The sequence below is a fragment of the Catenibacterium sp. CAG:290 genome (genome assembly GCF_000437715.1).
GTDB classification, from domain to species: Bacteria; Bacillota_I; Bacilli_A; order Erysipelotrichales; family Coprobacillaceae; genus Catenibacterium; species Catenibacterium mitsuoka_A.
The window spans coordinates 1-25,976 of the sequence record NZ_FR898781.1 but is presented as its reverse complement, the minus strand read 5'-3'; the positions used below and the strand labels follow the sequence as shown (position 1 = coordinate 25,976).

The window sequence follows — 25,976 nt, the reverse complement described above, 5'->3', positions numbered from 1 at the left end:
CTCTTAGTTAAAACGTGTTTTATCTGCAATATAAGCTTTTAACTGATCAATTGGTAATCTAATCTGTTCCATAGTGTCACGATCTCTTACAGTAACGCTATGATCTTCAGCTGTATCGAAGTCTACAGTCACGCATAATGGTGTACCAATAGCATCCTGTCTTCTATATCTCTTACCAATCTGACCTGCCTGATCATATTCACAATAGAAGTCTTTTACTAAATCATTATAAAGTTCCATTGCTTCATCAGACTGCTTCTTAGTAAGTGGTAATACTGCAACCTTTACTGGAGCTAATGCAGGATGGAAATGCATAACTTTTCTTACATCACCATTTTCAAGTTCCTGTTCTTCGAATGCATCTGCAAGAACTGATAAGAATAAACGGTCAGCACCTACTGATGGTTCAATAACGTATGGAAGATACTTTTCATGAGTGTCTGGATCTAAGTATTCTAAGTTCTTCTTAGAATATTCCTGATGACGTCCTAAGTCGTAATCAGTACGATCTGCGATACCCCATAATTCACCCCATCCAAATGGGTATAAGTATTCGATATCTGTTGTTGCTTTAGAGTAGAAAGAAAGTTCTTTCTGGTCATGGTCTCTGTATCTTAAGTTTTCTTTTTTGATACCTAAATCATATAAGAACTGCATACAGTCATGACGCCATTTTTCAAACCATTCTAAGTCTTCATTTGGTTTTGTAAAGAATTCAAGTTCCATCTGTTCAAATTCTCTTGTACGGAAAATGAAGTTACCTGGAGTGATTTCGTTACGGAATGATTTACCAATCTGTCCAATACCAAATGGTAATTTCTTACGTGATGTTCTCTGAACATTCTTGAAGTTTACAAAGATACCCTGAGCAGTTTCTGGTCTTAAATAGATTTTGCTCTTTGCATCCTTTACAACACCCATAGATGTTTCAAACATCAATTCAAACTGTCTGATATCTGTGAAATCATGTCCACCACATTCAGGACATGCGATGTTATGTTCTCTAATAAAAGTCATCATTTCTTCTGGAGTCCATCCATCTGGATGTAATTCAGGATCATAAGCTTCAATTAATTTATCCGCTCTATGTCTTGATTTACACTGTTTACAGTCAATAAGTGGGTCATTGAAGTTACCTACATGTCCACTTGCCTGCCAAACTCTTGGATTCATAAAGATTGCTGAATCAATACCTACGTTGTAAGGACATTCCTGAACGAATCTCTTCCACCATAAGTTTTTAATGTTGTTCTTTAACTGAACACCCATTGGTCCGTAATCCCATGTATTTGCGAGTCCATCATAGATTTCTGAACCTTGATAGACAAAACCTTCACCTTTTGCATGTGCAATTAGCTTTTCCATATCTTTTGTAGCCATATTTTCCTCCTTGAGATAAGAAATGACTTAGGAATAACCTAAGCCATGAACTTTATAGTCCCACTATTTATACCCTTATAGTGTATATTTGTCAACCAATTATAAGTGTATTAAAAAAGAACCTTTCTGAAAGAAAGGTTAGATGTAAGTACGTGCGTTTAGCCAGGCAAGAATATCTGTATAGACATTGATACGATCCTTACCAAATAGTAATGCATGACGTTTGTTGTCATAGATTTTTAATGTGATATCGGCCATACCTAGTGTTTTATAGTTATGATAGATGAGCTGCGCATCTTTACCTAAACGAGTAAGAGGATCAAGTGCACCAGATGCAATCCATGTAGATAAGTATGTTGGTGTTTTCTGATATGTCTCTTCACTGTTGGCATGTCTAGAAATTTTATAGATATCACTATACCCTTTAACTGTATAAGAGAAATTCGTCAATGTATCATTAGAAAATCTATCTACTAATTTTTCATTATCTGTAAGATAAGAGAATGGATGATTTCCATTGAAACGATGTGATAACTTCATTCTGTTTCTTAATGCCAGTTTATTGAGATGATATCTTTCACCCTTCATCAGTTTAAAGAAGTTAAGACAAAGATTCTTATAGCGGTACGCTCTGACACCGGACACTGCTCCCATCAACAACATTCCCTGGAAATAGTCTCCAAAGCGTGCTGCATATTCACGAATCATCTGTGCACCTAGTCCTGTACCTATATAATAATAAGGTGTATCTGTATAACGTGCCATCATCACCTTCTGCAGATGATGCATATCCTTCATCAAATGATCAAGGACATCTGTTTTCCCAAAATAACCTTGTTCAAAATCAATAAGTGAATGACCATGTCCGACCATATCACTCACTACGACTACATATCCCTTATCACACATGAAATTCGCAAAATGATCATAGTTAGATGCATTTTCATTAAGATCATGCTGTACAAATAAGACAGCCTTGACTCTAATGATCACCTGTGGTTCATAAATGAAAAAGTGAACATGTGTATGTAGTGTTGATGTATAAGTTTCTTCATGCTTCATACATCATTCCTCCCCTCATATCCATTCCTTCACAAAACGTAACGCATTGAGATATATTCCACAATATTCATCAATATAATATTCAAATATAAATAATATCTCTTTAAGTACTGCTTCATCTATAGATAATGCATCAATATGGGCTATGGGTGTCTTATATATATGACGTATTGCCTTAAGTGCATCTATAGATAATTCTACATCCTGTGGCGTTTGATGCTTATGGCATACAAAACCACCATCTACAAGTGAAAAAGAAGTGACTGATGTATGTCCACAATGAACACATCCGTCTACTTCTAACTCTATTCCGTTATCTTTCATAATAAAGACAAGAATCAATGCATAAATCAATTTATATGAATATCCTGTATCTATAGCTTTTAAAGCATCTACTAAGAATGTATAAGTCTCTAGATCAGGTTTATTTTCAGGAACATAGCGATAATAGTATTCTAATAAGCATTGTGCCAGTATATCTGTTTCTATATGATCCTGGATATGTGTATAATACTTAATTCCTGAAGCACGTATAAGAGATGATAATCCTTTACGTACATTTAGCTCAAATAAGCTTAACGAGGAAGGTGTGACACCACGCGCATTTTTAGAATTGATTTTTCTAATTCCTTTTCCATAGACTGATATTCTACCATAGTCATATGTATAAATAGAAAGTATTGCATCAGATTCTTTTGAAGGTGTTATTTTAAGTACAACCCCTTCTGTTTTCTCGATATTATGAGTAGTCATCCTGGTTATAACCAAATTCCTTTAAATACTGTGCTTTATTACGCCAGTCTTTTTCTACTCTTACAAAGAGTGAAAGTTTAACAGGAACACCCGCAAAACGTTTCATATCACGTCTTGCCTGGTCTTTGATCTTCTTGATCATTGTACCCTGCTTACCAATAATAATACCCTTCTGACTCTTTCTATTCACAATAATCACAGCCATGATATCTATTCCATTTTCATCTTCAATCCACTGTTCAATTTCTATCGCCACATCATGAGGAATTTCATCATGAGTGAAATAAAGAATCTTTTCACGAATAAATTCAGCCATAATAAACTGTTCTGGATGATCGGTAATTGTATCTTCTGGATAAATAGCTGGTCCTTCTGGTAAATCCTGTTTGACAGTCTTAATTAATTCATCCACATTATCCCCATTAAGTGCACTAATTGGGATGATTTCCTTAAAGTTCATCATCTGATTCCATTCAATCAGTTTATCCATTAATTCATCTTTAGAAAGAAGATCTGCTTTATTTAATACAAGATAGACAGGACATTCTGCTTTCTTTAACCTTTCTACAATAAAGCGGTCTCCCTTACCAATACGTTCATTGGCAGGTTCAATAAATAGAATCACATCAGTTCCTACAATACTATTTAAAGCTGTTGTATTCATAAATGATCCTAAGCCATCCTGTGGCTTATGAATACCTGGTGTATCTACAAATACAATCTGTGCTTCATCATCTGTATAAACACCCTGAACTGTATTTCTTGTCGTCTGGGCAGTAGGTGATGTAATCACTAATTTTGTCTTTAAAATATGATTTAATAAAGTAGATTTTCCTACATTAGGACGTCCTACAATACTTACGAAACCTGATTTATAACTCATAAATCCTCCTCACTAAAACTTCTAGGTAATAATTCATAGATATTAGTCACTTCATAGTGATCTCTAGCCCCTAATACAATAGGTGTATCAGATTTCAAGAGTTCACTTAATACCTGTCGACATGAACCACAAGGTGAAATCAATGTCGGTCCATCTCCGACAATCGCAAGTGCTTTAATATCCTCTTTACGGTAGCCTTGGCAATAAGCCTGAAATACTGCATTACGCTCAGCACACATTGTAGAGCCATAAGCTGCATTCTCAATATTGGCACCATAAATCATCTTGCCATCATTGAGTTCACAGCAGGCACCTACTTTAAAATGTGAATAAGGAGCATAAGCATTCTCTCTTGCCTTAAAAGCTTCATCTACAAGATATTGATAATCCATTAAGCTCCCTCTCTTTCAATATTCAAGGCACCTAGGATTTGATCTTGTAAGCCAAACATTTCTTTTTCTTGTTCATCTGTCATATGATCATATCCTAACAAATGAAGAATACCATGTGTAAATAAGAAACACATTTCCCTTCTTAAAGAATGACCATATTCTTCTGCCTGCTTCTTAGCATGATCTACAGAAATAAAAATATCTCCTAAAGTTCTAGGCATACCTTCTACATAAAATTGATCATTATCTTCCATTGCGAAACTGATAACATCAGTGGAACGATCAATATGACGGTATTCTCTATTAATTTCATGTATTCTTTCATCATCTACAAGAACACATGATACTTCTACATCATCTTCAATACCTAAAGTCTTTAAAGCCTGTTCAATAATAGCTGTAAAATCCTGTTCATAATTATTTTCGAAGTTCTCTACTTCATTATCAAATACAAAATCTATATTCATTTATGATCACCCTTTCTCGATGATTTTTCCTTTCTCCATTATAACATAGTCATATCCCATGTTCATGATTTTTTTATCATGTGAAATCACCATAAATAACTTTTCTGAATATGTTTCAAACAAAGTTCGAATAATGATTTCTTTACGCTCAAAAGAGAGATGACTGAGGGCTTCATCAAGAATATAAATATCTCCATCACACAACAATGCACGGGTAAGTGAAAGAATCTGTTGTTCTCCTAATGATAAAGGAAGTCCCTGAGAAGTGATAGGTGAATCTCCTAATTCAATCAATCTTTCTCCTGTTAAGGAAAGTAATACATGAAGTATACGTTCTTCATCCTCACAATTCAATACTTCTTTGATAGAACCAGGTATAAATGATTCATGTTCTTCTACAAGAATGATATGTTTCTTTAAAGAATCCTGATTGATATCTTTTAAAGACTTATTATTCATGAGTATTTCACCACGATAATGTGGATCATTACCTTCTAGTAAATAAGCTAATGTAGATTTACCTGAACCATTATCTCCAAATATAAAGAATGAATGATTGATTTCTAAATCAAGGTGATTTAAGACAGGTTCATGGAAGCCATAAGCATAACTTACATTATTCATATAAATAGTATGAATAGGTTCTTCTATCAATAACTTACCTTGTACGAGTGGTGTTGTAAGTTCCTTATATTTCTCATAAAGTACTGTACTTTGAGAATATTCTACTAAAGTAGTACAAAGATGAATAAGGGGAATAAGAATCATATTATAAACCATATAGAATAGAATCAATTCACCCATACTGATACTCTTATTATGATAGAGGAACAATCCTACAAATAATATAAGTGCTTCTCCAAGTATTTGGATCATATGCATACCAGTAGAGAGTGTTAATGAGAATTCTTCCTGATCCTGTTTATGATTGGCTTCATTCTCATAGTAATGTTCATATCTTTTAAGCCATTGATGTTTTCCATAATATCTCTTTCCTATTTCTCTTTGATCTAAATAATCAATGAGTGCATGTTCTGATTCAATATGAGCAGCGATATAGTCTTTATAGAGTTCTATAAAATGTTTACTCTTAAAATAAACAAAGATACCTAAAATAACTAACACAATAATAAGTACTAATGATAATTGCGTAGAAATAAGTAATAAACCAAGTAGTTCTAATACAATAGAAACAAGATCTACATAGAAGATACTAAAATAGGCAATACAAAACTCACTTAACTGATATAAGTCCATGATTTGTGGATGGAGTGTTCCTGTATCTCCTTTATGATCCATAACTTGACTAATACTTGTATAGACAAACTCTTTATCAAAAGCACGTGTGAGAAGGATACTTTTCTTCTCTTTTGTCTTTTCTATTCCAATCTTTATTAAGCCGATAATGAAATATGCACCTGATACAATCATTAATACCACAATAGGTGTTTTAACCTTCATATAATCAATGAGTGATGCATAGATAAGTGATAAAACATAAGAGAATAATGTGATAAAGAATGTATAGCTTCCTAGTTTTCTAATATCTTTATGATAGAGTTTCTTGATTTCCTTTAAGAACTGTTTAAATGTCTTATTCTCATATTCAAAATAGCGCCCAATATGTGTAATAGATACAACATTCTCTGTATAAACTGATGTTAGTTCTTCTTGATCATAGACCACAATACCATGGGCTGGATCACCAATAATATACGTATCTCCCTTGATTTCATAGAGTACTACAAAATGACCTATACCATCTTCTATTGTATGTAAGATACAAGGTAAGGTGATATGTTCCTCTATGTCTTTTAAAGAAGCATGATAGGCTTTTGCTTCTATCGCATAGGATTTCAATGTTTCTACTAAACCTTTAATAGTCGTTCCAGTATGATCCATACGTGCTTTTCTTTTAATATTGAGTGTGTCTTCTTCAATATCATAATATTTTAAAATCATCTTGATACAATAAACGCCACAGGATACTTCATCATCCTGAAGATATATAGGATATTTACGCATATAAAAAAACCTCCCACTTATTTATTCCTTCATAAGTGAGAGATTTCTTAATATTTTATCCTAAAACTTTTCTAAGTTTAGTAATAAATTCATCAACATGTTCTTTTGTGATTACTAGAGGTGGTAATAAACGAATTACCTTTTCACCAGCAGTTACTACAATAACACCTTCATCAAGTAATGCCTGAACATATTTCTTAGCTGGGACATTTAATACAATTCCCTGCATTAATCCTAAGCCTCTATGACCTACAACACAATCATAGTCTTTGACTACTTTATCTAATTCTTCTAAAAGATATTCAGATACTTCTTTACAGTTTTCTACAATTGAATCTTTCTTTAAGATATCAAATACAGTAGAGACTGCAGCAGTCACAAATGGATTACCTCCATAAGTACTTCCATGGTCTCCTGGTTCCATTGCCTTCGCAAACTTTGCATTAGCTACAAATGCACCTACTGGCACACCACAGCCAATACCTTTCGCAAGACATACAATATCAGGTAAGATATCATACTGGAAATAAGTCATGATAGTTCCTGTTCTTCCCATACCACACTGTACTTCATCAAGAATAAGACAGATATCTTTTTCATCACAGATTTGTCTTAATCCCTGTAAGAATTCTTTTGTGCAAGGATTGACACCACCTTCACCCTGTACTGGTTCTACAATAATAGCGCCTGTACGATCAGTAAGTAAGGCTTTAACGCTTTCTAAGTCATTTAAAGTGGCATATTTTACACCTTCCATTAATGGACCAAAAGCCTGCTGATAATGGGCATTACCAGTTAACTTAACAGAACCTGTAGTACGTCCATGGAATGACTGATGGAATGCGATGACTTCACTATCAGCCTTATGGTGTTTTAAGAAGTAGTATTTACGTGCAAGCTTTAATGCCCCTTCAGTTGCTTCTGCACCTGAGTTACAGAAGAATACCTTTGAAAGACGAGTTGCTTCTACTACTTTCTTAGCTGCTTCAATGGCAGGAACAGTATAGAAATAGTTAGACACATGAGTTAATGTCTTTAACTGCTTTTCTACTGCTTCTATATAAGCAGGATAACCATAACCAAGTGAATTGACACCAATACCACTATAGAAATCTAAGTATTTATTACCTTCTGTATCATAGAGATATACTCCCTCTCCATGATCTAAAACAGTATCGTATCTGCCATAAGCATGAAGAAAATACTGTTCTCCTTCTTCATAATACCCCATTAGTTCTCCTCCTGATAATTCAAAATAATTTTCATATACATATCCACAACAGACTGTAATACAGATTCATTAAAATTAAATGTACCTGTATGAAGTCCACTCTGGAATTCCTTGGTTTTAGTACCGACAAAGATAAATAGACCTTTTACCTCTTTCTGATAGAAAGAGAAATCCTCAGCAAGCATGAGTGGTTCATCAAGTTCTTTTAATGAAGTGATTGATGAGACATAGTTAAATAGCTTTTTATCATTGATGACAGCTGGATAGAATGGTGGACAGCTCCACTCAATTTGACATCCATAGGCTTCTTCAAAACCTTTATTAATACGTCCTATAGAATCTGTGAGATGGGCAAACATTTCATCACTATAACAACGTACTGTGCCATGGAATTCTGTTTCCTTGGCCACACTATTACGTGCTGTACCACCATGAATTTCTCCAATATTCATAATAGCCGGATGGAATGGTGTCTTCATTCTTGTCAAAATATGCTGGTATTCATTTATTAAAGAACAAGCAATAAGTAACGAATCTACACCTTCATGAGGTAGTCCTGCATGAGCCCCTCTTCCTATTACTTTTACATCTAATTCACCACATTCAGCCATTAAACCACCTGGTTTAGAAGCAATCACACCTTCATCTAACAAAGGCATGAGGTGAATACCAAAAATAGATTCTACGTTAAACTGTTTTAATAAACCTTTTTCACAGACAATACGTGCCCCTCCAGGAGATTCTTCAGCAGGCTGGAAGATTAAAAGAATATCATAAAGAATAGGTTCTTTATTCTCTTTTAAAGCCTTCGCAAAGCCTAGAAGTGCAGTCATATGGCCATCATGTCCACAGGCATGCATGATTCCTTTATGGGTAGAAGCAAAGTCTACACCTGTTTCTTCATTGACAGGTAAGCCATCAATATCTGTTCTAAAAGCCACTGATTTACCATAGCCATGATCAATAAAGACATAGAGTCCTGTTTCTAATAATGGCTGTGGCTGATACCCCATCTTTTCCAGTTCGGCTTTTAGATAAGCTGTTGTTTGTGTCTCTTCTAATCCTAGCTCAGGAATCTGATGTAGATCCCTGCGCCATCTCTTTAAATCATCCATGATTAGATCTTTCTTAAATCATCCATTAACTGAGTCTTATCTTTTGTCTGGTCGTCTTTTTCTTCTTTCACAATACGAGCTGGGTTACCCACAACAACGGCACCTGCTGGTACATCCTTAGTAACAATAGAACCTGCACCTACGACAGCACCCTTACCAATTCTTACACCTTCAATAACAACCGCATTGGCACCAATCAATACGTCATCTTCTAAGACAACTGGGTTTGCTGAAGGGGGTTCAATAACACCTGCAAGCACTGCACCTGCACCAACGTGACAATGTTTACCAACTTCAGCACGTCCTCCAAGTACTGCCCCCATATCAATCATAGAACCTTCACCAATCTTAGCACCAATGTTGATAACTGCACCCATCATGATAACTGCATTATCTCCAATAGTGACATGTTCACGGATAAAGCAGCCTGGTTCAATACGAGCATTGATATTTGTCATATCAATCATAGGAATCGCACTATTACGACGATCCTGTTCCATATAAGTTTCTGTAATCTTATCTTTGTTTTCTTCTAAATAAGCACGGATTGCATCTAAATCTCCAATACAGATTTTTGAATCTTCTGTACCAAACATCTTGAATCCTTCAGCCTTAGGTAAATCATGACCATTGATATATACCTTGACTGGTGTCTGTTTTTTCGCATTTCCAATATACTGGATAATTTCTTCTGCAGTTTTAAGCATATTCTTCCTCCTTTAATGTACCTTCAAAAGTAGTCCTTGCAGGACCTGTCATAAATATCTTCTTATCACGGAGTTCAATCTGTAAATGACCTCCTAATAATTCTACATCCACTTTCTCATCACACTTGTTGTTGAGATAACTTGCATACATCACAGCACATGCGCCTGTACCACAAGCCATTGTTTCACCACTGCCTCTTTCCCATACACGCATCTTTAGATGTTCTCTATCAACAACCTTTACAAATTCTGTATTGACTGATTCAGGGAATAAAGAAGCATGCTCAAACTTAGGACCAATTGCTTCGATATCAAAATCAAGTGTATCTACATACTGGATGACATGCGGATTACCCATAGAAACAGCTGTACAATAATATGTATTACCATCTATTTCAATAGGTGCATTCACCATCTCTACTTTAGAATAATTCACCGGAATATCAGAACATAGAGTAATTGGTTCACCCATATCTACACAGACACTTGTTACCTTTCCATCTTCTACATTCAATTCACAGGTTCTTATTCCTGCAAGTGTTTCAATCTTCAATGTTGTCTTATCAGTTAAGCCTTGATCATACACAAATTTAGAAAAGCAGCGGATTCCATTTCCACACATCTTTCCTTCACTTCCATCAAGGTTGAACATACGCATTCTGAAATCACATGTTTCACTTGGTAAGATGATAATGACACCATCACTGCCAATACCTATATGACGATTAGATACCTTCTTGATAAATGTTTCATCTGTTGGAACATTCTGATTGATTCCGTCAAAGTAAACATAATCATTCCCGATACCTTCCATTTTCAAGAATTTCAACATTTTCTTTTACACCTTTCTTGTTCATAGTCTGAATTTATTAACAGTATAACACAAAATTATCATAGTAACACTAACTAATATTTATACAAATTATCGTAAGAATCGATGATCATAATCGTCTTCTCATCAATCATAGTAAAGAGATATTTCACAACATCATGATGTAAGGCAACGCATCCCATTGTATAGTCATGTGTACCAAAACAATGAAAGAAATAAGCACTGCCCCTCCCTTTAATACACTCCTTATTATAGTTAAAGAAAGCTGTGTATTCATAAGGTTTAGTATAATCTATCAAGTGTTCATCATTCTCTTTTGTACAATGAGAATGGTCCCTAGTCTTTTCATCCACAAACTCATTATAATACTGTTCACCACACCAATAATCATCTTCAGTAATCTGATGATAATCCATCTTTGTGCCAGGATTTGGCGCAATACCCATGAGTTTCCCAAAAGTATATTCACCTATAGGTGTTTGTCTTGCTCCTTCTTTTCCTTCACCCATGCCTCTTTGTCCAATAAGTGCCGGTGTTTGTAAGACAAGCTCCCATTTTTCTTCTTTCTTATAATAATAGAATGTCGCATGACTTGTATTATAATGATCGACACAAACCAAAAAGAGCTGATCTGTTTTCTTTGATGCTTTTAAGCTTTCTATATTCATGTAACCGCCTCCTGGCTACATTATATTAAAAAAGGAACTATATGAAAATACAGTTCCTTTATTTAAATAAAATAAAAACTCTGGTAAACCAGAGTTATTTTCAAATGGGGCGGCTGATGGGGATCGAACCCACGAAATGCCGGAGCCACAATCCGGTGTGTTAACCGCTTCACCACAACCGCCATATCTCTCGTAAGAGACAAGTAAGATTATATACAAGTGCTGATAGTTTGTAAAGAGAAAATTTAACTTTTTTTTAAAGAAATTTAAAATCCCGAGATTGACCCGGGATTTGTATCTTATTTAGTCTTATGAATAAACTTAAATGTGAATGCTGAACCTAATGCAGCTTCATATACAATACCTGTATATTTCTTATTCTGCAATGATGCAGCACCCTTCTGGAATACTGGTAATACAGCATATTCACTCATACAGATATCTTCTGCCTGATAAAGCATCTGCCATCTCTTCTTAGCATCTCTTTCAGTAGTAGATGCCGCAATTAACTGGTCATACTTCGCATTGTTATATTTACCATAGTTATTTGAATTGCCTGTAGAAACAAGGTTCAAATAAGTGATTGGATCTGGGAAGTCTGGTCCCCATCTTGCACATGAGATATCAAAATCGCCTGATTTCTGACGTTCTACACGGTCTTTCTTAACAGTTGCAACCATTTCGATATCTAAACCTTTAAGTTTTTTGAAACATGCCTGTAAATATTCTGCTTCAGTATCTGCAGGTGTTTCATCTGTACCATAAAGTAATCTTAATTTTAATGAAGAAACACCAAGTTCTTTTAAGCCTTGATCAAAAGCAGCCTGTGCTTCTTTTAGATTATATTCAGTATAATCTTTACCTTCTGAACGATATTCTTTACCATCTGGTCCATAAGTGAAATCAGCACTTACAAAACCATCTGCTTCTCTAGAACCATCCTTTAAGACTTTATTACATAAGTCTTTACGATCAATAACTAGAGATAATGCTTTACGAATATTTGTATTCGCAAGTGCTTTATTGTTGAAGTTCAAATATAAATAATACATATAACCTTGTTTGAACTTTACAAGACTATCTTTACCTTCATACTTATCAACTAAAGCTGAGTTAATAGTCGCAAAATCAACTTTACCATTATCAAATGCTGCAGCTGCAGTCTTAGGATCTTGAACAAGATACATATTTAAACCATCTAATTCAATCTTATCTGCACCGTAGTACTTATCATTCTTTACAAAAGTGATCTTATTAGACTTAGTCCACTTAGTTACCTTGAATGGACCATTTGCAAGTAAATACTTCGCATCAGTGGCATATTTAGAACCACACTTTTCAACGAATTTCTGATTCTGTGGATAGAAGCATGGGAATGTCATGATTTCTAAGAAATAAGGGCATGGCTGAGATAAAGTAACCTGTAATGTTTTCTTATCCTTTGCTTCAACACCTAGTTCCTTAATCTTATCACCAGCAGTTGTACCAAGTTCAGCGAGTTCATCTGCATTCTTAATACATGCCCCTTCTTTACCAAAGATATAGGCATAGCTACCTGCATTCGCAATTAGTTTTCTCCATGAATAAACAAAATCATCTGCAGTTAAATCATCACCATTAGACCATTTCGCATTCTTTCTAATAGTAAATGTATAAGTTAATCCATCATCTGATAGCTTATAAGATGATGCAGCAGCTGGTACAAGCTTTGTACCACCCTTTGCAGTAATATCCATGAGTCCTTCACTAAATGCATGAATCGCATTAAATGAAACACCATCATCAGATACACTTGAATCTAGAGATGTTACATCTGCTTCACTTGAAAAGTTATAAATCGCTTTATCGTCGGAAGTAGAACCACATCCCACTAACATAGAAGCAACCAAGGCTGCTGCCACTATAATCTTGAGACTTTTCATAAAAATCCCCTCCATTTATAATCTTTATAAATACTATTATACGCAAAAACGCTTTCTTTTGTACAGAAAAATGTTTATCAATTTGATAAGTATTTATTATATCTCTTTGAACTCAACTAAAGTGATTTCTTTATTTTCTTTTGTTTTCTTAATATCAATAATTCTTTGATTAGAAGAACCTCTGAATTTGAGATTCGCATCTTTTAATTCATTCACAAATGGTCCATCTACTAATACATCAACATAATCAAGTAATGGCTGTTTCCATTCCATAATTTCTTCATAAAGGAATGAAGAATAGACCCAGATAGATTTAGTAGGACATTCTTTTTTGATATGTTTGAGTAATTCTAAAATATCGTCTCTGTTTTCTTCTTCAAAAGGTTCTCCACCTAAAAGTGTGAATCCTGCAATATGGGGTTTGTTAATAAGTTTAATTAATACATCTTCTAATTCAGATGTAAAAGCCTTTCCTCCTTTAAAATCCCATGTTTCCTGATTAAAACAGAATGGACAATGACGATGACATCCTTGAGTATAAAGAGATACTCTAATACCTGGTCCATTCGCAATATCTACTTCTCTTATTTGTGCATAACGCATCTTTTTCACCTCACAAAGTTTTATTATATACTCTTTTGTCTACTAAATGAAAGAGGAAGCTCTAAACCATTTTCTTCAAGAAACTTTTTATTTGTTAAGATGTCTTGAGTTGGTCCATCTGCAATAAGCTTTCCGTTAGATAGTAATAAAACACGATCACATGTATCATAAATAAAATCTAAATCATGGGACGCTATCAACATTGTATAAGGGAGTTCGTTTAATACGTTGATTAGTCCACGGCGATGTCTAGGATCTAATGAAACAGAAGGTTCATCAAATAATAGAATATCTGGACGCATAGAGAGGACTGTCGCAATGGCAGCTCTTTTTTTCTCTCCACCAGATAAGCGATAAATCTTTTCATGCTTCTTTTCCTGCATATGTACAAGATCTAATGCTTTGTTGATACGTTCTTCTAATTCTTCTCCCTGTAACCCTTCATTCATTGGGCCAAAGGCTACATCCTCATATACAGAAGACATAAAGAGCTGATTATCTGAATCCTGGAAGACATAACCTATATGGGAACGAATAGATGCAAGGTTTTGATTGTTCATAGTTAAATCTGTAACTTTCAGTTCTCCTTGACCATTTTCTATTCCAATAATAGTTTTAAGAAGTGTAGATTTTCCTGCACCATTACAGCCAATGAGTCCTACTTTTTCACCTTTTTGGATATGAAAATTCAAATTATCTAATATAATACGATTCTCTATATAAGAGAAAGAGAAATGATTCAGTTCAATCATAATGTCACCCCTTTTAAGAATAGTAATAGTATACACATAATACCAAATGTAAGTTTAGACAACTTATAATCATATTTTTGTGATTGTAATGGCATTACACCTTTAAAACCTCTTAACATCATAGATTGATAGACATTCATAGCACGATCAATGGAACGAAGCATCATTGAACCAACTAATGTACCCCATGTCTTTATAGAAATACCTTTCTGCCCTGGTGCACGCAAGCTATAGGCAAGCAAAGTTTTGTCTGTTTCTTTAAAGAAAAGAATGAGATATCTTTGGATTAACATGATGACGACAATAAGAGATTGAGGCACTTTTAGTTTAGATAATCCCATACAAAGTTCCTCCATAGATGTTGTGGTCATCAATATGTAAGAGAATAATAAAGCAAATATTCCTTTTAATGCAAGCACAATAAAACAAGTGATTCCATATCCCTTAAAGAATAAGAAAGGTGTTCCCATAAAGAGTAGTAAAGCCACTAATGGTTTGAGTTCTCCTAGGCATTTGAATAAATTGATTTCTCCCAATAACGAAAATAAGAGTAATGGTAAAAACATCACTAAGATATAGAGATCATGAATAGAATAAGAAGCAGTAATTATCAAATAAAGTAATACAATCAAAATCTTATAAGTGGGATGAATGGCAGAAAGAATGGTTGTACGCTTAGAAAGTGCATCAATTTGATGCACTCTCTTAATGGCTTTCTGTATGTTTTTCATGATAATGATGAATGAGCATATAGAGTCCTATGACGATTAAGACTCCAACAATTCCTGCAAACATCCCACCTAAGATTGATTCATGTCCTGCAATATTATAGTCAGGTAATAATGCTGTGAGTTTCTGAACACGCGAAGACATAGAATAAATAGCCCCTTTATGTTGTAGTTCTGTAGAACCAGTTAACTGTAAAATAGACCATTCTAATCCATCAGGGAAAGCACTAGCGAATATTGATAAGATTCCAGCCACTGCGACAGAGAGACCACCAAATAGTGCAAGAAGCTTCTTTTTAGATGTTTTTGCCAGTTTAGTTGTATGCCCCTGCCAGATAAGTTCTGGACGTGCTTCATAAATAAATGATAGAACTAAGCCTGTAATAATACCTTCTACCGCACCTATCGCAAGATGAATAGGCTGCATCACACCAATGAATAAGTTCCATGGGAGTGCTGTAATACCTGATAATTCTGTTTCTACAACTACTGAGAAGGCACCTAATTGTAAAGAGATGATAGAACCTAAGATAGAGGCAATCATCAAATTTTTCTTAGATAATTTTTTACTGATTATTGGCTTAAATATCAACATCGAAGAGATAAAGCATCCATAAAATGCCATATTCCATATATTACATCCTAGGGCAAGTAACCCACCATCCGCAAAAAGCAGACATTGTATTGCCAGTATACCTACCATCGTTAAGAAACCTGCATAAGGGCCAAGTAACGCTGTTAACATCAGTCCTCCTGTCAAGTGTCCTGAAGAACCTGTTCCTGGGATAGTGAAATTGATCATCTGGGTTGCAAAGACAAAGGCACCCATAACCCCCATCATTGGGAGTTTCTGTGGATCATTTTCTTCTTCTAGTTTTTTAATTGAATAAATAGTCATTGCACCTGATGCCAGATACATCGTTGTCGCAACAGCAGGTGAGACTAGGGCGTCAGCCATATGCATATTATTTTTCCTCCAGTTTAATATCTTGACTACCACTTCTAAATCCTTCTAGATCAAGTGTTACATAGTCATATCCTAATTCTTTAATAAATAAGACAATCTCTTGACGTTTATCCATACATTTCATAAAAGCATCCTGGTCAATTTCTAAACGTACTAAGTCATTATGTATTCTTGCACGTACATTATAAAAACCACATGCATGAAGATAATCTTCAATCTTTTCTACTTTACGCATTGCCTCATAATTAAGTAATGTATGATAAGGAAATCTTGTCGCAAGACAAGGTGAAGATGGCTTATTAGCCACTTTTAAATCGTAAGTACCAGCCAATTCTCTAATTTCTTTTTTAGTCATATTAGCCTCTAAGAGTGGACTATGTAATTCTAATTCTTGAATTGCTTTGATACCAGGACGATATTGTTTTAAATCATCGGCGTTTGTACCTTCAAGAATAGTAGAAACACCTAAACTATGTGCAAGTTCCTTCACTTTAGTAAACATATACTTCTTACATAAATAACAACGATCTACAGGATTATTCTCTATTCCTGCACCTTCTAATTCATCTACATGAATCACTTTATGAATAGCCCCTAATTCTTCAGCTATTTGCTTGGCTTCATCCGCCTCCATCACAGGATGAAGCGCTGTTTGAATAGTAACAGCATAGACATGCGTATGATATCTCTTTGATGCTTCAACTGCCATTTTTAATAAGAGTGTACTGTCTACGCCACCAGAAAAAGCAATCATAACATCTTCATGTAGATACTGATCAATGATGGCGACTAAATTCATAATAACTCCTTTCCAGCAACTGATAAACATCAATAATAGATAAATTATGTTTTTCACTTAATAACTTCGCACTTTCATATTCAGGATACGCTCTTATATTTCCTTCTATATTAACTACCTTAAATATAGCATCACCAAGAGGAGTAGAAATTGTTTCAAAAGTTCTTTGAAGAACTGTACGTTCCATGTAAGTACGTCTAATACCGATGGTGCTTGTTTCTTTAAAGATGATTGTTTCTAATTCTTTTCTTTTTTCTTCATCACATAATACATTGAGTAAGTAAGCAGGTCTGTTCTTTTTCATCATTACGGGAATATAATGAACATCTTTAGCACCATGAGACATTAACAACTCCATCACATGACCTAATACTTCTCCTGTACTATCATCAATATTTGTTTCTAGCTTACATACCTTATTGGTGCCTGGGATCTGTTTCAATCAACATTGCACGAAGTAAGCTTGGTCTTTCATAAGCACGCTTACCTGCCCCTATCCCTGTCTTTTTAATTGTGAAGGTAGAAGGAAGTGTATGAGATGTCACAATAGACGCAGCAATGGCAGCACCTGTAGGAGTCACTAATTCACCTTTGATAGTATCAATATGAATAGGTAAATGATGACTCGATACAATATTATTCACTGCAGGAACTGGGATAGGAAGTGTTCCATGAGCACAATGTACAGTTCCTGTTCCTTCATAAATAACCGGGATATAGACTTCATCAATACCTAAATCATCAAAGCATACGGCTGCAGAAATAATATCTACAATAGAATCCACAGCACCTACTTCATGAAAATGGACTTCTTCAATAGTTGTACCATGGGCTTTGGCTTCTGCTTCACCTAAAATAGTGAAGATCTTTTTAGCCAATTCTTTAGCATGATCTGTCATTTGTGCATGATCAATGATATGTAAAATATCATGCAAGTGACGATGTTCATGATGATGGTGTTCATGATGTGTATGTTCACCATATAAGTAGTTCATATCGTGATCATGATTATCATGATCCAAAATAACATTAAAATCACAGACATCAAGTCCTGATTTATTGACTCTTGTGATTTCAGTTTTAAAACCTGTAAGAGGTAATGATGAAAGTACTTCTTCTAATACTTCTTTTGAAGCCCCTAGATCAAGTAAGCTTGCGACAAACATATCTCCACTTATTCCAGAATAACATTCTAAATATAATTGATTCATTTTGATTCTCCCGTTCTATTAATCTGAGTTGCGATATAACCTGCACCATAGCCATTATCAATATTCACTACCGCAATACCATTGGCACAAGAATTAATCATTGTAAGTAAAGCACTGACACCATGAAAGCTGGCTCCATAACCCACTGATGTAGGTACTGCAATAACAGGACAATCTACTAGGCCGCCAATAACACTTGCAAGAGCTCCTTCCATTCCTGCCACCGCAATAATACATCGTGCTGATTGTAGGATATCTAATTTAGATAATAAGCGATGAATACCACTCACACCTACATCATACAAACGTTCTACATGACTGCCAAAGAATTCAGCTGTCTGTGCTGCTTCTTCAGCCACATTAAGATCTGCTGTACCAGCACTACATACAACAATCTTCCCTTTATGTTCCTTTTCTTTTTCTATCTTAATAATATGTGATAATGGATCATATTCTAGTTCAGGAAATTCATTCTTTAAGAGTTCATATTGATGTACTGAGGCTCTAGTCCCAAAAACTTCTCCCTGCACCTCATAAAGTCTTCTCACAATACCAACTAAGTGATCATCTGCTTTTCCCTGGCAATAAATCACTTCCTGAAAACCTGAACGTATTTCTCTATTTGTATCTAATTTCGCATAGCCTAATTCCTCAAAAGCGGATTTCTTAAAGAACTGTTCAGCTTCTTCTACAGATAGTTCTCCTGTTTTTACTTTTTCTAGTATTTCTTTTGTTTCCATACAATCACCACCTTTATTAGGGTAACATTAAACCCTAGTTTAGTGTCAAATGTTTTGTATATTCATTATACAATGATAAAAAAATAGTTCACAAGAAAACTTGTAAACTATCACTTTTCTAATAATTATTTTAAGAATGAATGATCTACTTCTCTCTATCACATATAATCATTTTCACAATACCAGGTACTGCCGCATATAATACTCCAGCCACTGGCCATATAATCCATGTGAACTCCCAGTTATTTGTCCAGAAACTCCATCCAAGATATATCGCGACTACCAAACGCCAATAAGCACCCAAAAAAGCATCTGTCTTCTTTTTCAAATGTTTCTCTTCCTTTGTATATTCTCCTTCCTGCAATAAAGTATCATAGCTAGACTTGATCATATCTGCACGAATAAGAATATTGACACCAATAGAAACAATAATAAGTAATAGACCCACAGATATACCACTTATATAATCTTCTACTTCCATTACACTTGCCATTATAGTAGGAATGACAGAAAGAATACAAAGTACTACTCCTATCGCAATATTCCTTGTGAATGTTGATTCATATTGTTCTCTTCTTTCACGTACCATTCCTGATACACCATATTCTGTTTCAAAGCTTTCTTTTTCTAGATGCTGCATATGCGACTCATGTAATCCATAATTCACAAACAGATAAACAGCTATTGCGACTAGTATAAGAAGAAATACTAAACCAAAACCTACAATTGTATGATCTTCTGTCATTTTACCTAATACTATAAGAGGTACAGGGCTTAATATGCATAAACTCGTCGCATTTGCGACTATTCTTGAACCTCTACTCTTCATATCAAGATATTGATTGGCTTCTTCCATACTTACCTTGATTGTTTTTGTTTCAACATATTCATTCAGTCGTTCTTCTTCTATTTCATCCTTTAGTAAATAATCAGTAGTCACACCAAATAGTTCAGACATCAGAAGTATTCTTTGTAGGTCTGGTATAGATCCTGAACTCTCCCATTTAGAAACAGCTTGTCTAGAGATACCTAACTTATTAGCGAGTTCTTCCTGTGACCAGCCATTCTTTTTTCTTTCTTCTATAATCTTATCAGCAAGAATCATCTTCATCTCCTCCTTACATACCAAATATACCAATTATGGTAATTTCCTTCTACCAATTCAGGTTGTAAATATGTCAACTGGTGGTTGCAGGAGGTGATTTTTCTAAACAAGTCTGATTATATAAAAAAAACGCATGGTGTGAATGCGTTTTATAGTCATCTATATTCTTATTGCTTTTTCTCCAAATCATCGAATACTTTTTTTGCATCAACTGCTTCTGCACCATCCAACAGTTCTTGTTCAGATTCAAAGATTGCTTTGTCTATACGATTTATTCTAGCAAACTCATCATATAATTCACTGCTCATCACAACCAGGTCACTATAGCCATTTTTTGTAATGAAAATAGGTTCATGATGTTTGTGTGCAATATTAGAGATATCATTTGTATTTCTTAACTCCTTAATAGGTAGAATTAGTGGCATAATACTTCACTCCTTTCATCGACATAATTATAGCATAATTATGTTGATGTGATAGAAATATTCTGGTAAATATAAAAGACAACCTATTAGGCTGTCTTTACGGTAAGGAATCTTTCAATCATCCTATTAATTTTGGGATTTAATTAAAGATTCATATACAGTTCCTTTACTGTCTTCTAAGGCTTTATTCTTATATTCCTTGCTTTTTGATTCATTACCCATATTCTTGTAGATAACTGATAATAAGAATTCAAGATAGGGAGTATCTTCATTGTTTTTAGTATATTCTACATCTTCTAGATCAGATTTTAATTCATCATAATACTTAATTCCACCACTAATCAAAGTATCATTAACCATATCCATCTGTCTATATAGGGCATGATCATTTGTAGTGCTAACCATTTCCAACAAACGATCAATCATAGATGCATTCTTCTTATCTATATATATATAGAATACTGATTTTACAAGAGCAGACTTCTGCTTAGAATTCATAGGAACATGATCCATTATATTGTTTACTTGATTATCTATTTGTTTGTCATCATTTACTTTTAGATAAGCATTTAAAAGTAAATATTCCCTATTAAATAGAGGAATACATATCTTAGCTAGTTGAGTTGCCATTAAGTCTTTTATTGCCTTAATATCATTGTTTTGGAGTAATGTTAGATAATTTTTTAGGAGTTTCTTTCTGATGATTACTGGAATAGTACCAATAATAGCAATCACTATAGCGACAATTAACATAGCATTCATACTTTTATGCCCCTTTCTCAATCAACTTTATAATATCATTTAATTCATTAATAATTATATCTGCCTGACTCTGATCTAAGCCAAACTTATCATCTTTTAAAGCCAACACCTTAATACCAGCTCTATTTGCAGCTAATATTCCTTTAGATGAATCCTCAATAATAATAGCTTCATCTTTATTCACATTCAATTCTTTGATTGTATATAAATATATTTCTGGATTTGGTTTACTTTCTTTGAATTGTTCACCACTTACTATAAGTGAGAAATACTTTCTTAAACCAGCCTGATCCAATGCATTATTAATAGTATATAACCTAGAAGAGGACGCTAACGCTATTTTATAATGTTTACTTAAGTGTTCTAAAACGGAATAGATCTGAGGTCTAACTACCGCTTTATAATCACGATCTAATGAACGAAAATATTCTTGAAGCATATTTTTAAATGTCATGAAATCAGTTTTTCCATTCCACATTGTGTATGCATGTTCATAATATAGTTTACTATCAATACCAATGAGAGGAATACAATCACTTACTTGTATTTCTATATCATGCTGTTTAAAAAATCTTATCAAATCATTTATATACATGGTTTCACTATCAAAGATCACACCATCCATATCAAAAATAACAGTTTTAATCATAATTATAAACACGAGCAGGCATTATATAATGCCTTGCTCGTTTTCTCTTTTTAGTATTCTAAGCACTTATAGTATCTTCTGATGTCTAATGGATGACGTCTGTTGTGTTCTAGATGAACATTAAGTCTCATGAATGCTGATCTCATTACGATTGGAGATAAGATACCTCTGAATTCATCTCTGATACCAGGTAATTCAAAGTTCTTAGTATCGATAGTTGTAACATTTGCACAAATTTTACCAACAAAGTTTTCAACACGATCCATTTCTGGTCTAGTCTTATCTTCACCCTTGATTAATAATACTGTAGTATCTCTTTCGATAACTTCTAATAAACCATGGAAGAAGTTAGCTGCTGAGATAGGACGAGTGCGCATCCACTGCATTTCTTCCATAATACACATACCATAACAATTAGCCCAGTCTTCAAGGTTACCTGAAGCTACTAAGTATGTAAGTGGTGAATCACAGTATTTATCTGCATATTCTTTCATCTGAGCATCTGCATCTTTATATACCTGAACGATATCTTTTGGTAAGTTCTGCATATCAGATACTAATTCATCATACTTATCGAACTGTCCAGCATTCTTCATGAATCTTAAGACAACTGTATACCACCAGTAATATTCTCCACCTACTGTTGTGACTAATTCATCAACTTTGTTTGCAATTGGAGAATCAACTACTTCTACATAACCAATAACTCTAGCACCTACTTCATGTGCCTTATCAATAGCCTGTTCTACTTCTACTGTATGACCAGATAATGAAGCAACAACTACTACTGAATCCTTTGTAAAGTTTGCATCACCTTCATATAAGAAGTCTGTAGCATTAGTTAAATATAAAGGTAAAGAGCATCCTAACTGTCTAGCTGTATGGAAAATCTGTCCTGCATATAATAATGTTCCACCAATACCAACTAAAAAGATATTCTTGTATCCATCTTCACAAATCTTATCTACTACCTTTTCTACCTGAGGGATCATATTAACCCCATTTAAATGATCTGTATAAACTTTCTTTTCATCAAAATTAAACATAAAATTTTCTCCTTTTTTATTTATAAATATTTTTTTTAAGCTGCTAAGATTCCAAATTGTGCACAGATAATACCAAAGATAGCTGTACCAATAATCATAAGAATGACATTTGTCTTTTTTTGCAACAACTTATAATAGATTCCAGTTGCTGCTAATGGTAACAATCCTGGCATAATACCATCTAATACACTTTGAATCTGTGTAGCTGACTTACCACTACCGATTTTCAATGCTGTTTTAGCTACAACAAGTTCGTTTGTCATACCACCAATGACCATAACCCCTAGAATTGCAGCTGCTAACATGAATTTTTCCATCAAGCCAGAAGCCTGAACTTTTTCTAAATAGTTTGCTCCTAATTCATATCCTTTAATTGCACATACATAACGTAAGATGAAAGTAGGAACATTGAAAATTAAGAAGAATAGGATTGGTCCAAGAATATTACCCTTAATAGCAAGAGATGTACCAATACCTACTGCTAATACACGAAGTGTTCCTAAGATAAGTGAATCACCAATACCACTTAAAGGACCCATTAACGCAGCTTTTACTGCATTGATAGATGATGCATCAAAATCATCATTTGCTCTATTCATTTCTTCCATAGCTAGTGTGATACCACCAATGAAAGGTGTGACATGGGCTGTACAGTTAAAGAATTCCAAGTTTCTATGTAATGCTTGTTTTAATCCTTCAGGATCATCTTTATAAATCTTTTTAAGAGCTGGACCTATCATGAATTCAAATCCCATATGCATCTGTCTTTCATAGTGCCATGAGAATTCCATTGGTAATGATCTCCAGAACATTCTAACTAAATCTTTTTTTGTAATAACACCACCATTTTCAGCATTGATTGGTGTATCTACTTTAGAAGTCATCGTCATCATCCTCCTCTACTACATCTGTTGCTAACTGTGTTTTTTTAGCTGTGAAATCAATTGTTGTAAAAATAATAATAAGACCTAAGAGTGCGATACCAACTACTGGTAATTTGAAATATGCTGATAATACAAATCCTAAGAAGAAGAATGGTACGACCTTCTTATTCATGATCATCTGAGCTAACATAGCAAACCCGATACCTGGTAACAAACCTGTTGCGACAGTTAATCCGTTAGTAATAACAGCTGGAATAGCTTCTACAAATTTCTTCATTGCATCTGATCCAACTGAGAATCCAAGGAATACCATTAAAAATAGTACTGTACATGTTAAGAACCCTGTAGCCATATGAATGACACTTACCATGTGTACATTACCTTTTTCAGCATAGTTATCAGCAACTTTACCAAGCAATGGTCTAACTAATGAGAAGAAGATATTATCAATTGCTACTGCAAGTAAAGCAATTGGGAACGCCATTGTAAATGCAACTGCAGGTCCCTTACCTGTAACAATCGCAAATGCTGTTCCTAATACACCACCAACAATAACGTTTGGTGGAATAAATGCACCAACTGAATAAGAACCTAAGAATGCAAGTTCAAGTGTTGCACCAATCTTAATTCCTGCATCAAGATCACCTAACACTAGACCTACTAGCGGGCCCAAAATAATAGGTCTCTGTAACTGGTTAGTACCTGTAGCCAAATCACATTTCCCTAAGAATGCGATACAGCCAAGTAAAAACGCCTTCAACATCATAATCTTTTTCCTCCTTTATAGAACGTTTTTAGCTAACATCTTTTTATCTGCTGGAACCATTCGAATTTCAACTTCGTCCCCTCTTTCGATTAGTTCCTTTACTAATGAAATTTCTTCATCAGTCAGATTCACTGCTTTAGAAATATTCTTTGTTTCATTTGTAGCCTTTGTTCCGCCAAGTGTTACAGAATGAATATCTGCTTTTGTCATCAATTCGTAAGCATCTTTTACGCTCTCAACAATAACAAATAACTTGTATTTATCTGTTACTCCTGAATTTAATGCTTTGATTGAATCTTCAATATTCTTAATAACTAATTTTGTTCCTGCTGGCTTTGCCATTTTAATAGCTGTTTTTCTAAGATTATCTTTAGTAACTGCTGTATTTGCAATCAAGATACAATCAGCTCCTAATGCACTTGTCCAAGAAAATGCTACCTGACCATGCAATAAACGATGATCAACTCTTAACCCTACTAACATAAATCCACCTTCCTTTTTTTTAGAAATCTTCGTCTTCTGTATTAACGGCGACATTATCTTTATTTTTTAATTGAATTCCTTCTTTTCCTTCTTTTAAGGCATTATCAATATCAATACATCCGCTACTGTTTTTAATAACTAATTCTAAAACTATATTCATGTTCATTCCTGAAATAATTTCTACATTACCCATATCCAGCAACTGAATCATAGCGTTATAAACGCTACCTCCTTTGATATCACATAAAATTATGAATTCTTCTGAAGAAGTACTGATTCTTTCTTTTAATTCAGTTACATATTCGTTAGGATTGCGTCCTGGTAATAAACTATATGTTTCTACGTCAGCAGCTAATTCTCCAACAATCATTTTTACTGAATCAAGCATTCCTGCAGATAATCCTCCATGTGATGCAAGTATGATTTTTGCCATGATTTACACTCCTTTCCACTCATCTTAGTTCAAGCAAGCTTTGTGCCAGTTTATAGATTCTTACGCTCAATCTGTACAACTAGCTTCCACTTATACTCAAGCAAGCTTTGTACCAGTTTATAGATCTTTGCACTTGATCTGTACAACTAACTTCCACTTATACTCAAGCAAGCTTCGTGCCAGTTT

Annotated in this window: 30 protein-coding genes and 1 tRNA gene; all 31 read right to left on the bottom strand. The window is 34.3% G+C overall.

Annotation, left to right across the window (positions count from 1 at the left end; all coding sequences use genetic code 11):
• Window positions 1-3: 3 nt before the first annotated feature.
• The 31 genes from QVO42_RS02630 to QVO42_RS02480 all read right to left on the bottom strand — a co-directional run bounded on the left by QVO42_RS02630 (window position 4) and on the right by QVO42_RS02480 (window position 25,790).
• Window positions 4-1,380 carry a glycine--tRNA ligase gene (locus QVO42_RS02630; protein WP_022424633.1) on the bottom strand — a complete coding sequence of 459 codons (1,377 nt, stop codon included), beginning with the start codon at window positions 1,378-1,380 and terminating at the stop codon, window positions 4-6.
• Between the two features lie 138 nt (window positions 1,381-1,518).
• Window positions 1,519-2,442 carry a serine aminopeptidase domain-containing protein gene (locus QVO42_RS02625; RefSeq protein ID WP_022424632.1) on the bottom strand — a complete coding sequence of 308 codons (924 nt, stop codon included), beginning with the start codon at window positions 2,440-2,442 and terminating at the stop codon, window positions 1,519-1,521.
• A gap of 15 nt (window positions 2,443-2,457) precedes the next feature.
• Window positions 2,458-3,195 carry a DNA repair protein RecO gene (recO, locus tag QVO42_RS02620; RefSeq protein WP_022424631.1) on the bottom strand — a complete coding sequence of 246 codons (738 nt, stop codon included), beginning with the start codon at window positions 3,193-3,195 and terminating at the stop codon, window positions 2,458-2,460.
• Window positions 3,182-4,078, bottom strand: coding sequence for a GTPase Era (gene era / locus QVO42_RS02615; protein WP_022424630.1), 897 nt, complete (start codon window positions 4,076-4,078; stop codon window positions 3,182-3,184). The genes recO and era overlap by 14 nt, the downstream gene beginning before the upstream one ends.
• Window positions 4,075-4,470: a cytidine deaminase gene (gene cdd / locus QVO42_RS02610; RefSeq protein WP_022424629.1), complete on the bottom strand. Its 396-nt coding sequence runs from the start codon at window positions 4,468-4,470 to the stop codon at window positions 4,075-4,077. The genes era and cdd overlap by 4 nt, the downstream gene beginning before the upstream one ends.
• Entirely contained in the window at window positions 4,470-4,937 is a 468-nt protein-coding gene (ybeY, locus tag QVO42_RS02605) for an rRNA maturation RNase YbeY (protein ID WP_022424628.1), read from the bottom strand. Before ybeY ends, cdd begins: the two co-directional genes overlap by 1 nt.
• A gap of 6 nt (window positions 4,938-4,943) precedes the next feature.
• Window positions 4,944-6,962 carry a cysteine peptidase family C39 domain-containing protein gene (locus QVO42_RS02600; RefSeq protein WP_022424627.1) on the bottom strand — a complete coding sequence of 673 codons (2,019 nt, stop codon included), beginning with the start codon at window positions 6,960-6,962 and terminating at the stop codon, window positions 4,944-4,946.
• A gap of 55 nt (window positions 6,963-7,017) precedes the next feature.
• A complete protein-coding gene (locus QVO42_RS02595) occupies window positions 7,018-8,193 on the bottom strand; it encodes an aspartate aminotransferase family protein (RefSeq protein ID WP_022424626.1) in 1,176 nt (391 codons plus the stop codon).
• Complete coding sequence (locus QVO42_RS02590) at window positions 8,193-9,308, bottom strand: M20 metallopeptidase family protein (protein ID WP_022424625.1); 1,116 nt, start codon at window positions 9,306-9,308, stop codon at window positions 8,193-8,195. Before QVO42_RS02590 ends, QVO42_RS02595 begins: the two co-directional genes overlap by 1 nt.
• A gap of 2 nt (window positions 9,309-9,310) precedes the next feature.
• Window positions 9,311-10,015, bottom strand: coding sequence for a 2,3,4,5-tetrahydropyridine-2,6-dicarboxylate N-acetyltransferase (gene dapD / locus QVO42_RS02585; RefSeq protein ID WP_006505521.1), 705 nt, complete (start codon window positions 10,013-10,015; stop codon window positions 9,311-9,313).
• Window positions 10,008-10,847: a diaminopimelate epimerase gene (dapF, locus tag QVO42_RS02580; protein WP_022424624.1), complete on the bottom strand. Its 840-nt coding sequence runs from the start codon at window positions 10,845-10,847 to the stop codon at window positions 10,008-10,010. The genes dapD and dapF overlap by 8 nt, the downstream gene beginning before the upstream one ends.
• Before the next feature lie 74 nt (window positions 10,848-10,921).
• Window positions 10,922-11,515 carry a L,D-transpeptidase family protein gene (locus QVO42_RS02575; protein WP_022424623.1) on the bottom strand — a complete coding sequence of 198 codons (594 nt, stop codon included), beginning with the start codon at window positions 11,513-11,515 and terminating at the stop codon, window positions 10,922-10,924.
• A gap of 105 nt (window positions 11,516-11,620) precedes the next feature.
• Window positions 11,621-11,697, bottom strand: a tRNA-His gene (locus QVO42_RS02570).
• 117 nt (window positions 11,698-11,814) lie between these two features.
• A complete protein-coding gene (locus QVO42_RS02565) occupies window positions 11,815-13,437 on the bottom strand; it encodes a peptide ABC transporter substrate-binding protein (protein WP_022424622.1) in 1,623 nt (540 codons plus the stop codon).
• Window positions 13,438-13,533: 96 nt separating this feature from the next.
• A complete protein-coding gene (gene nrdG / locus QVO42_RS02560; protein ID WP_022424621.1) occupies window positions 13,534-14,040 on the bottom strand; it encodes an anaerobic ribonucleoside-triphosphate reductase activating protein in 507 nt (168 codons plus the stop codon).
• A gap of 23 nt (window positions 14,041-14,063) precedes the next feature.
• Window positions 14,064-14,792 (bottom strand): energy-coupling factor ABC transporter ATP-binding protein, encoded by a 729-nt coding sequence (locus QVO42_RS02555; protein ID WP_022424620.1) that lies wholly within the window; start codon window positions 14,790-14,792, stop codon window positions 14,064-14,066.
• The gene (locus QVO42_RS02550) at window positions 14,789-15,493 is read right to left on the bottom strand and encodes an energy-coupling factor transporter transmembrane component T family protein (protein WP_288163644.1); all 705 of its coding nucleotides are present in this window, start codon (window positions 15,491-15,493) and stop codon (window positions 14,789-14,791) included. The genes QVO42_RS02555 and QVO42_RS02550 overlap by 4 nt, the downstream gene beginning before the upstream one ends.
• 4 nt (window positions 15,494-15,497) lie before the next feature.
• Window positions 15,498-16,484: an energy-coupling factor ABC transporter permease gene (locus QVO42_RS02545; RefSeq protein WP_022424618.1), complete on the bottom strand. Its 987-nt coding sequence runs from the start codon at window positions 16,482-16,484 to the stop codon at window positions 15,498-15,500.
• Between the two features lies 1 nt (window position 16,485).
• A complete protein-coding gene (larE, locus tag QVO42_RS02540; RefSeq protein ID WP_022424617.1) occupies window positions 16,486-17,286 on the bottom strand; it encodes an ATP-dependent sacrificial sulfur transferase LarE in 801 nt (266 codons plus the stop codon).
• A complete protein-coding gene (gene larC2, locus QVO42_RS02535; RefSeq protein WP_055289682.1) occupies window positions 17,264-17,728 on the bottom strand; it encodes a nickel pincer cofactor biosynthesis protein LarC2 in 465 nt (154 codons plus the stop codon). The genes larE and larC2 overlap by 23 nt, the downstream gene beginning before the upstream one ends.
• On the bottom strand, window positions 17,703-18,497 hold the full coding sequence (gene larC / locus QVO42_RS02530; RefSeq protein WP_022424615.1) for a nickel pincer cofactor biosynthesis protein LarC: 795 nt from the start codon (window positions 18,495-18,497) through the stop codon (window positions 17,703-17,705). The genes larC2 and larC overlap by 26 nt, the downstream gene beginning before the upstream one ends.
• Complete coding sequence (gene larB, locus QVO42_RS02525) at window positions 18,494-19,237, bottom strand: nickel pincer cofactor biosynthesis protein LarB (protein ID WP_022424614.1); 744 nt, start codon at window positions 19,235-19,237, stop codon at window positions 18,494-18,496. Before larB ends, larC begins: the two co-directional genes overlap by 4 nt.
• Window positions 19,238-19,382: 145 nt before the next feature.
• Window positions 19,383-20,342 carry a helix-turn-helix domain-containing protein gene (locus tag QVO42_RS02520; protein ID WP_022424613.1) on the bottom strand — a complete coding sequence of 320 codons (960 nt, stop codon included), beginning with the start codon at window positions 20,340-20,342 and terminating at the stop codon, window positions 19,383-19,385.
• Window positions 20,343-20,509: 167 nt separating this feature from the next.
• Entirely contained in the window at window positions 20,510-20,767 is a 258-nt protein-coding gene (locus tag QVO42_RS02515) for a type II toxin-antitoxin system Phd/YefM family antitoxin (RefSeq protein WP_022424612.1), read from the bottom strand.
• A gap of 126 nt (window positions 20,768-20,893) precedes the next feature.
• A complete protein-coding gene (locus QVO42_RS02510) occupies window positions 20,894-21,529 on the bottom strand; it encodes a hypothetical protein (RefSeq protein WP_022424611.1) in 636 nt (211 codons plus the stop codon).
• Window positions 21,530-21,533: 4 nt separating this feature from the next.
• A complete protein-coding gene (locus QVO42_RS02505) occupies window positions 21,534-22,178 on the bottom strand; it encodes an HAD family hydrolase (protein ID WP_022424610.1) in 645 nt (214 codons plus the stop codon).
• 50 nt (window positions 22,179-22,228) lie between these two features.
• Window positions 22,229-23,224: an SIS domain-containing protein gene (locus tag QVO42_RS02500; protein ID WP_022424609.1), complete on the bottom strand. Its 996-nt coding sequence runs from the start codon at window positions 23,222-23,224 to the stop codon at window positions 22,229-22,231.
• A 35-nt stretch (window positions 23,225-23,259) separates the two neighbouring features.
• Window positions 23,260-24,108: a PTS system mannose/fructose/sorbose family transporter subunit IID gene (locus tag QVO42_RS02495; protein ID WP_022424608.1), complete on the bottom strand. Its 849-nt coding sequence runs from the start codon at window positions 24,106-24,108 to the stop codon at window positions 23,260-23,262.
• Window positions 24,098-24,871 carry a PTS mannose/fructose/sorbose/N-acetylgalactosamine transporter subunit IIC gene (locus QVO42_RS02490; protein ID WP_055234119.1) on the bottom strand — a complete coding sequence of 258 codons (774 nt, stop codon included), beginning with the start codon at window positions 24,869-24,871 and terminating at the stop codon, window positions 24,098-24,100. Before QVO42_RS02490 ends, QVO42_RS02495 begins: the two co-directional genes overlap by 11 nt.
• Before the next feature lie 18 nt (window positions 24,872-24,889).
• Window positions 24,890-25,357, bottom strand: coding sequence for a PTS sugar transporter subunit IIB (locus QVO42_RS02485; RefSeq protein ID WP_022424606.1), 468 nt, complete (start codon window positions 25,355-25,357; stop codon window positions 24,890-24,892).
• 19 nt (window positions 25,358-25,376) lie between these two features.
• The gene (locus QVO42_RS02480; RefSeq protein ID WP_022424605.1) at window positions 25,377-25,790 is read right to left on the bottom strand and encodes a PTS sugar transporter subunit IIA; all 414 of its coding nucleotides are present in this window, start codon (window positions 25,788-25,790) and stop codon (window positions 25,377-25,379) included.
• Window positions 25,791-25,976: the final 186 nt, after the last annotated feature.

Bases quoted from the DNA above. Each gene is read 5' to 3' on its own strand.
- QVO42_RS02630 (WP_022424633.1), bottom strand. From the start codon at position 1,380: ATGGCTACAAAAGATATGGAAAAGCTAATTGCACATGCAAAAGGTGAA.
- QVO42_RS02625 (WP_022424632.1), bottom strand. From the start codon at position 2,442: ATGAAGCATGAAGAAACTTATACATCAACACTACATACACATGTTCAC.
- recO (WP_022424631.1), bottom strand. From the start codon at position 3,195: ATGACTACTCATAATATCGAGAAAACAGAAGGGGTTGTACTTAAAATA.
- era (WP_022424630.1), bottom strand. From the start codon at position 4,078: ATGAGTTATAAATCAGGTTTCGTAAGTATTGTAGGACGTCCTAATGTA.
- cdd (WP_022424629.1), bottom strand. From the start codon at position 4,470: ATGGATTATCAATATCTTGTAGATGAAGCTTTTAAGGCAAGAGAGAAT.
- ybeY (WP_022424628.1), bottom strand. From the start codon at position 4,937: ATGAATATAGATTTTGTATTTGATAATGAAGTAGAGAACTTCGAAAAT.
- QVO42_RS02600 (WP_022424627.1), bottom strand. From the start codon at position 6,962: ATGCGTAAATATCCTATATATCTTCAGGATGATGAAGTATCCTGTGGC.
- QVO42_RS02595 (WP_022424626.1), bottom strand. From the start codon at position 8,193: ATGGGGTATTATGAAGAAGGAGAACAGTATTTTCTTCATGCTTATGGC.
- QVO42_RS02590 (WP_022424625.1), bottom strand. From the start codon at position 9,308: ATGGATGATTTAAAGAGATGGCGCAGGGATCTACATCAGATTCCTGAG.
- dapD (WP_006505521.1), bottom strand. From the start codon at position 10,015: ATGCTTAAAACTGCAGAAGAAATTATCCAGTATATTGGAAATGCGAAA.
- dapF (WP_022424624.1), bottom strand. From the start codon at position 10,847: ATGTTGAAATTCTTGAAAATGGAAGGTATCGGGAATGATTATGTTTAC.
- QVO42_RS02575 (WP_022424623.1), bottom strand. From the start codon at position 11,515: ATGAATATAGAAAGCTTAAAAGCATCAAAGAAAACAGATCAGCTCTTT.
- QVO42_RS02565 (WP_022424622.1), bottom strand. From the start codon at position 13,437: ATGAAAAGTCTCAAGATTATAGTGGCAGCAGCCTTGGTTGCTTCTATG.
- nrdG (WP_022424621.1), bottom strand. From the start codon at position 14,040: ATGCGTTATGCACAAATAAGAGAAGTAGATATTGCGAATGGACCAGGT.
- QVO42_RS02555 (WP_022424620.1), bottom strand. From the start codon at position 14,792: ATGATTGAACTGAATCATTTCTCTTTCTCTTATATAGAGAATCGTATT.
- QVO42_RS02545 (WP_022424618.1), bottom strand. From the start codon at position 16,484: ATGCATATGGCTGACGCCCTAGTCTCACCTGCTGTTGCGACAACGATG.
- larE (WP_022424617.1), bottom strand. From the start codon at position 17,286: ATGAATTTAGTCGCCATCATTGATCAGTATCTACATGAAGATGTTATG.
- larC (WP_022424615.1), bottom strand. From the start codon at position 18,497: ATGAATCAATTATATTTAGAATGTTATTCTGGAATAAGTGGAGATATG.
- larB (WP_022424614.1), bottom strand. From the start codon at position 19,237: ATGGAAACAAAAGAAATACTAGAAAAAGTAAAAACAGGAGAACTATCT.
- QVO42_RS02520 (WP_022424613.1), bottom strand. From the start codon at position 20,342: ATGATTCTTGCTGATAAGATTATAGAAGAAAGAAAAAAGAATGGCTGG.
- QVO42_RS02515 (WP_022424612.1), bottom strand. From the start codon at position 20,767: ATGCCACTAATTCTACCTATTAAGGAGTTAAGAAATACAAATGATATC.
- QVO42_RS02510 (WP_022424611.1), bottom strand. From the start codon at position 21,529: ATGAATGCTATGTTAATTGTCGCTATAGTGATTGCTATTATTGGTACT.
- QVO42_RS02505 (WP_022424610.1), bottom strand. From the start codon at position 22,178: ATGATTAAAACTGTTATTTTTGATATGGATGGTGTGATCTTTGATAGT.
- QVO42_RS02500 (WP_022424609.1), bottom strand. From the start codon at position 23,224: ATGTTTAATTTTGATGAAAAGAAAGTTTATACAGATCATTTAAATGGG.
- QVO42_RS02495 (WP_022424608.1), bottom strand. From the start codon at position 24,108: ATGACTTCTAAAGTAGATACACCAATCAATGCTGAAAATGGTGGTGTT.
- QVO42_RS02490 (WP_055234119.1), bottom strand. From the start codon at position 24,871: ATGTTGAAGGCGTTTTTACTTGGCTGTATCGCATTCTTAGGGAAATGT.
- QVO42_RS02485 (WP_022424606.1), bottom strand. From the start codon at position 25,357: ATGTTAGTAGGGTTAAGAGTTGATCATCGTTTATTGCATGGTCAGGTA.
- QVO42_RS02480 (WP_022424605.1), bottom strand. From the start codon at position 25,790: ATGGCAAAAATCATACTTGCATCACATGGAGGATTATCTGCAGGAATG.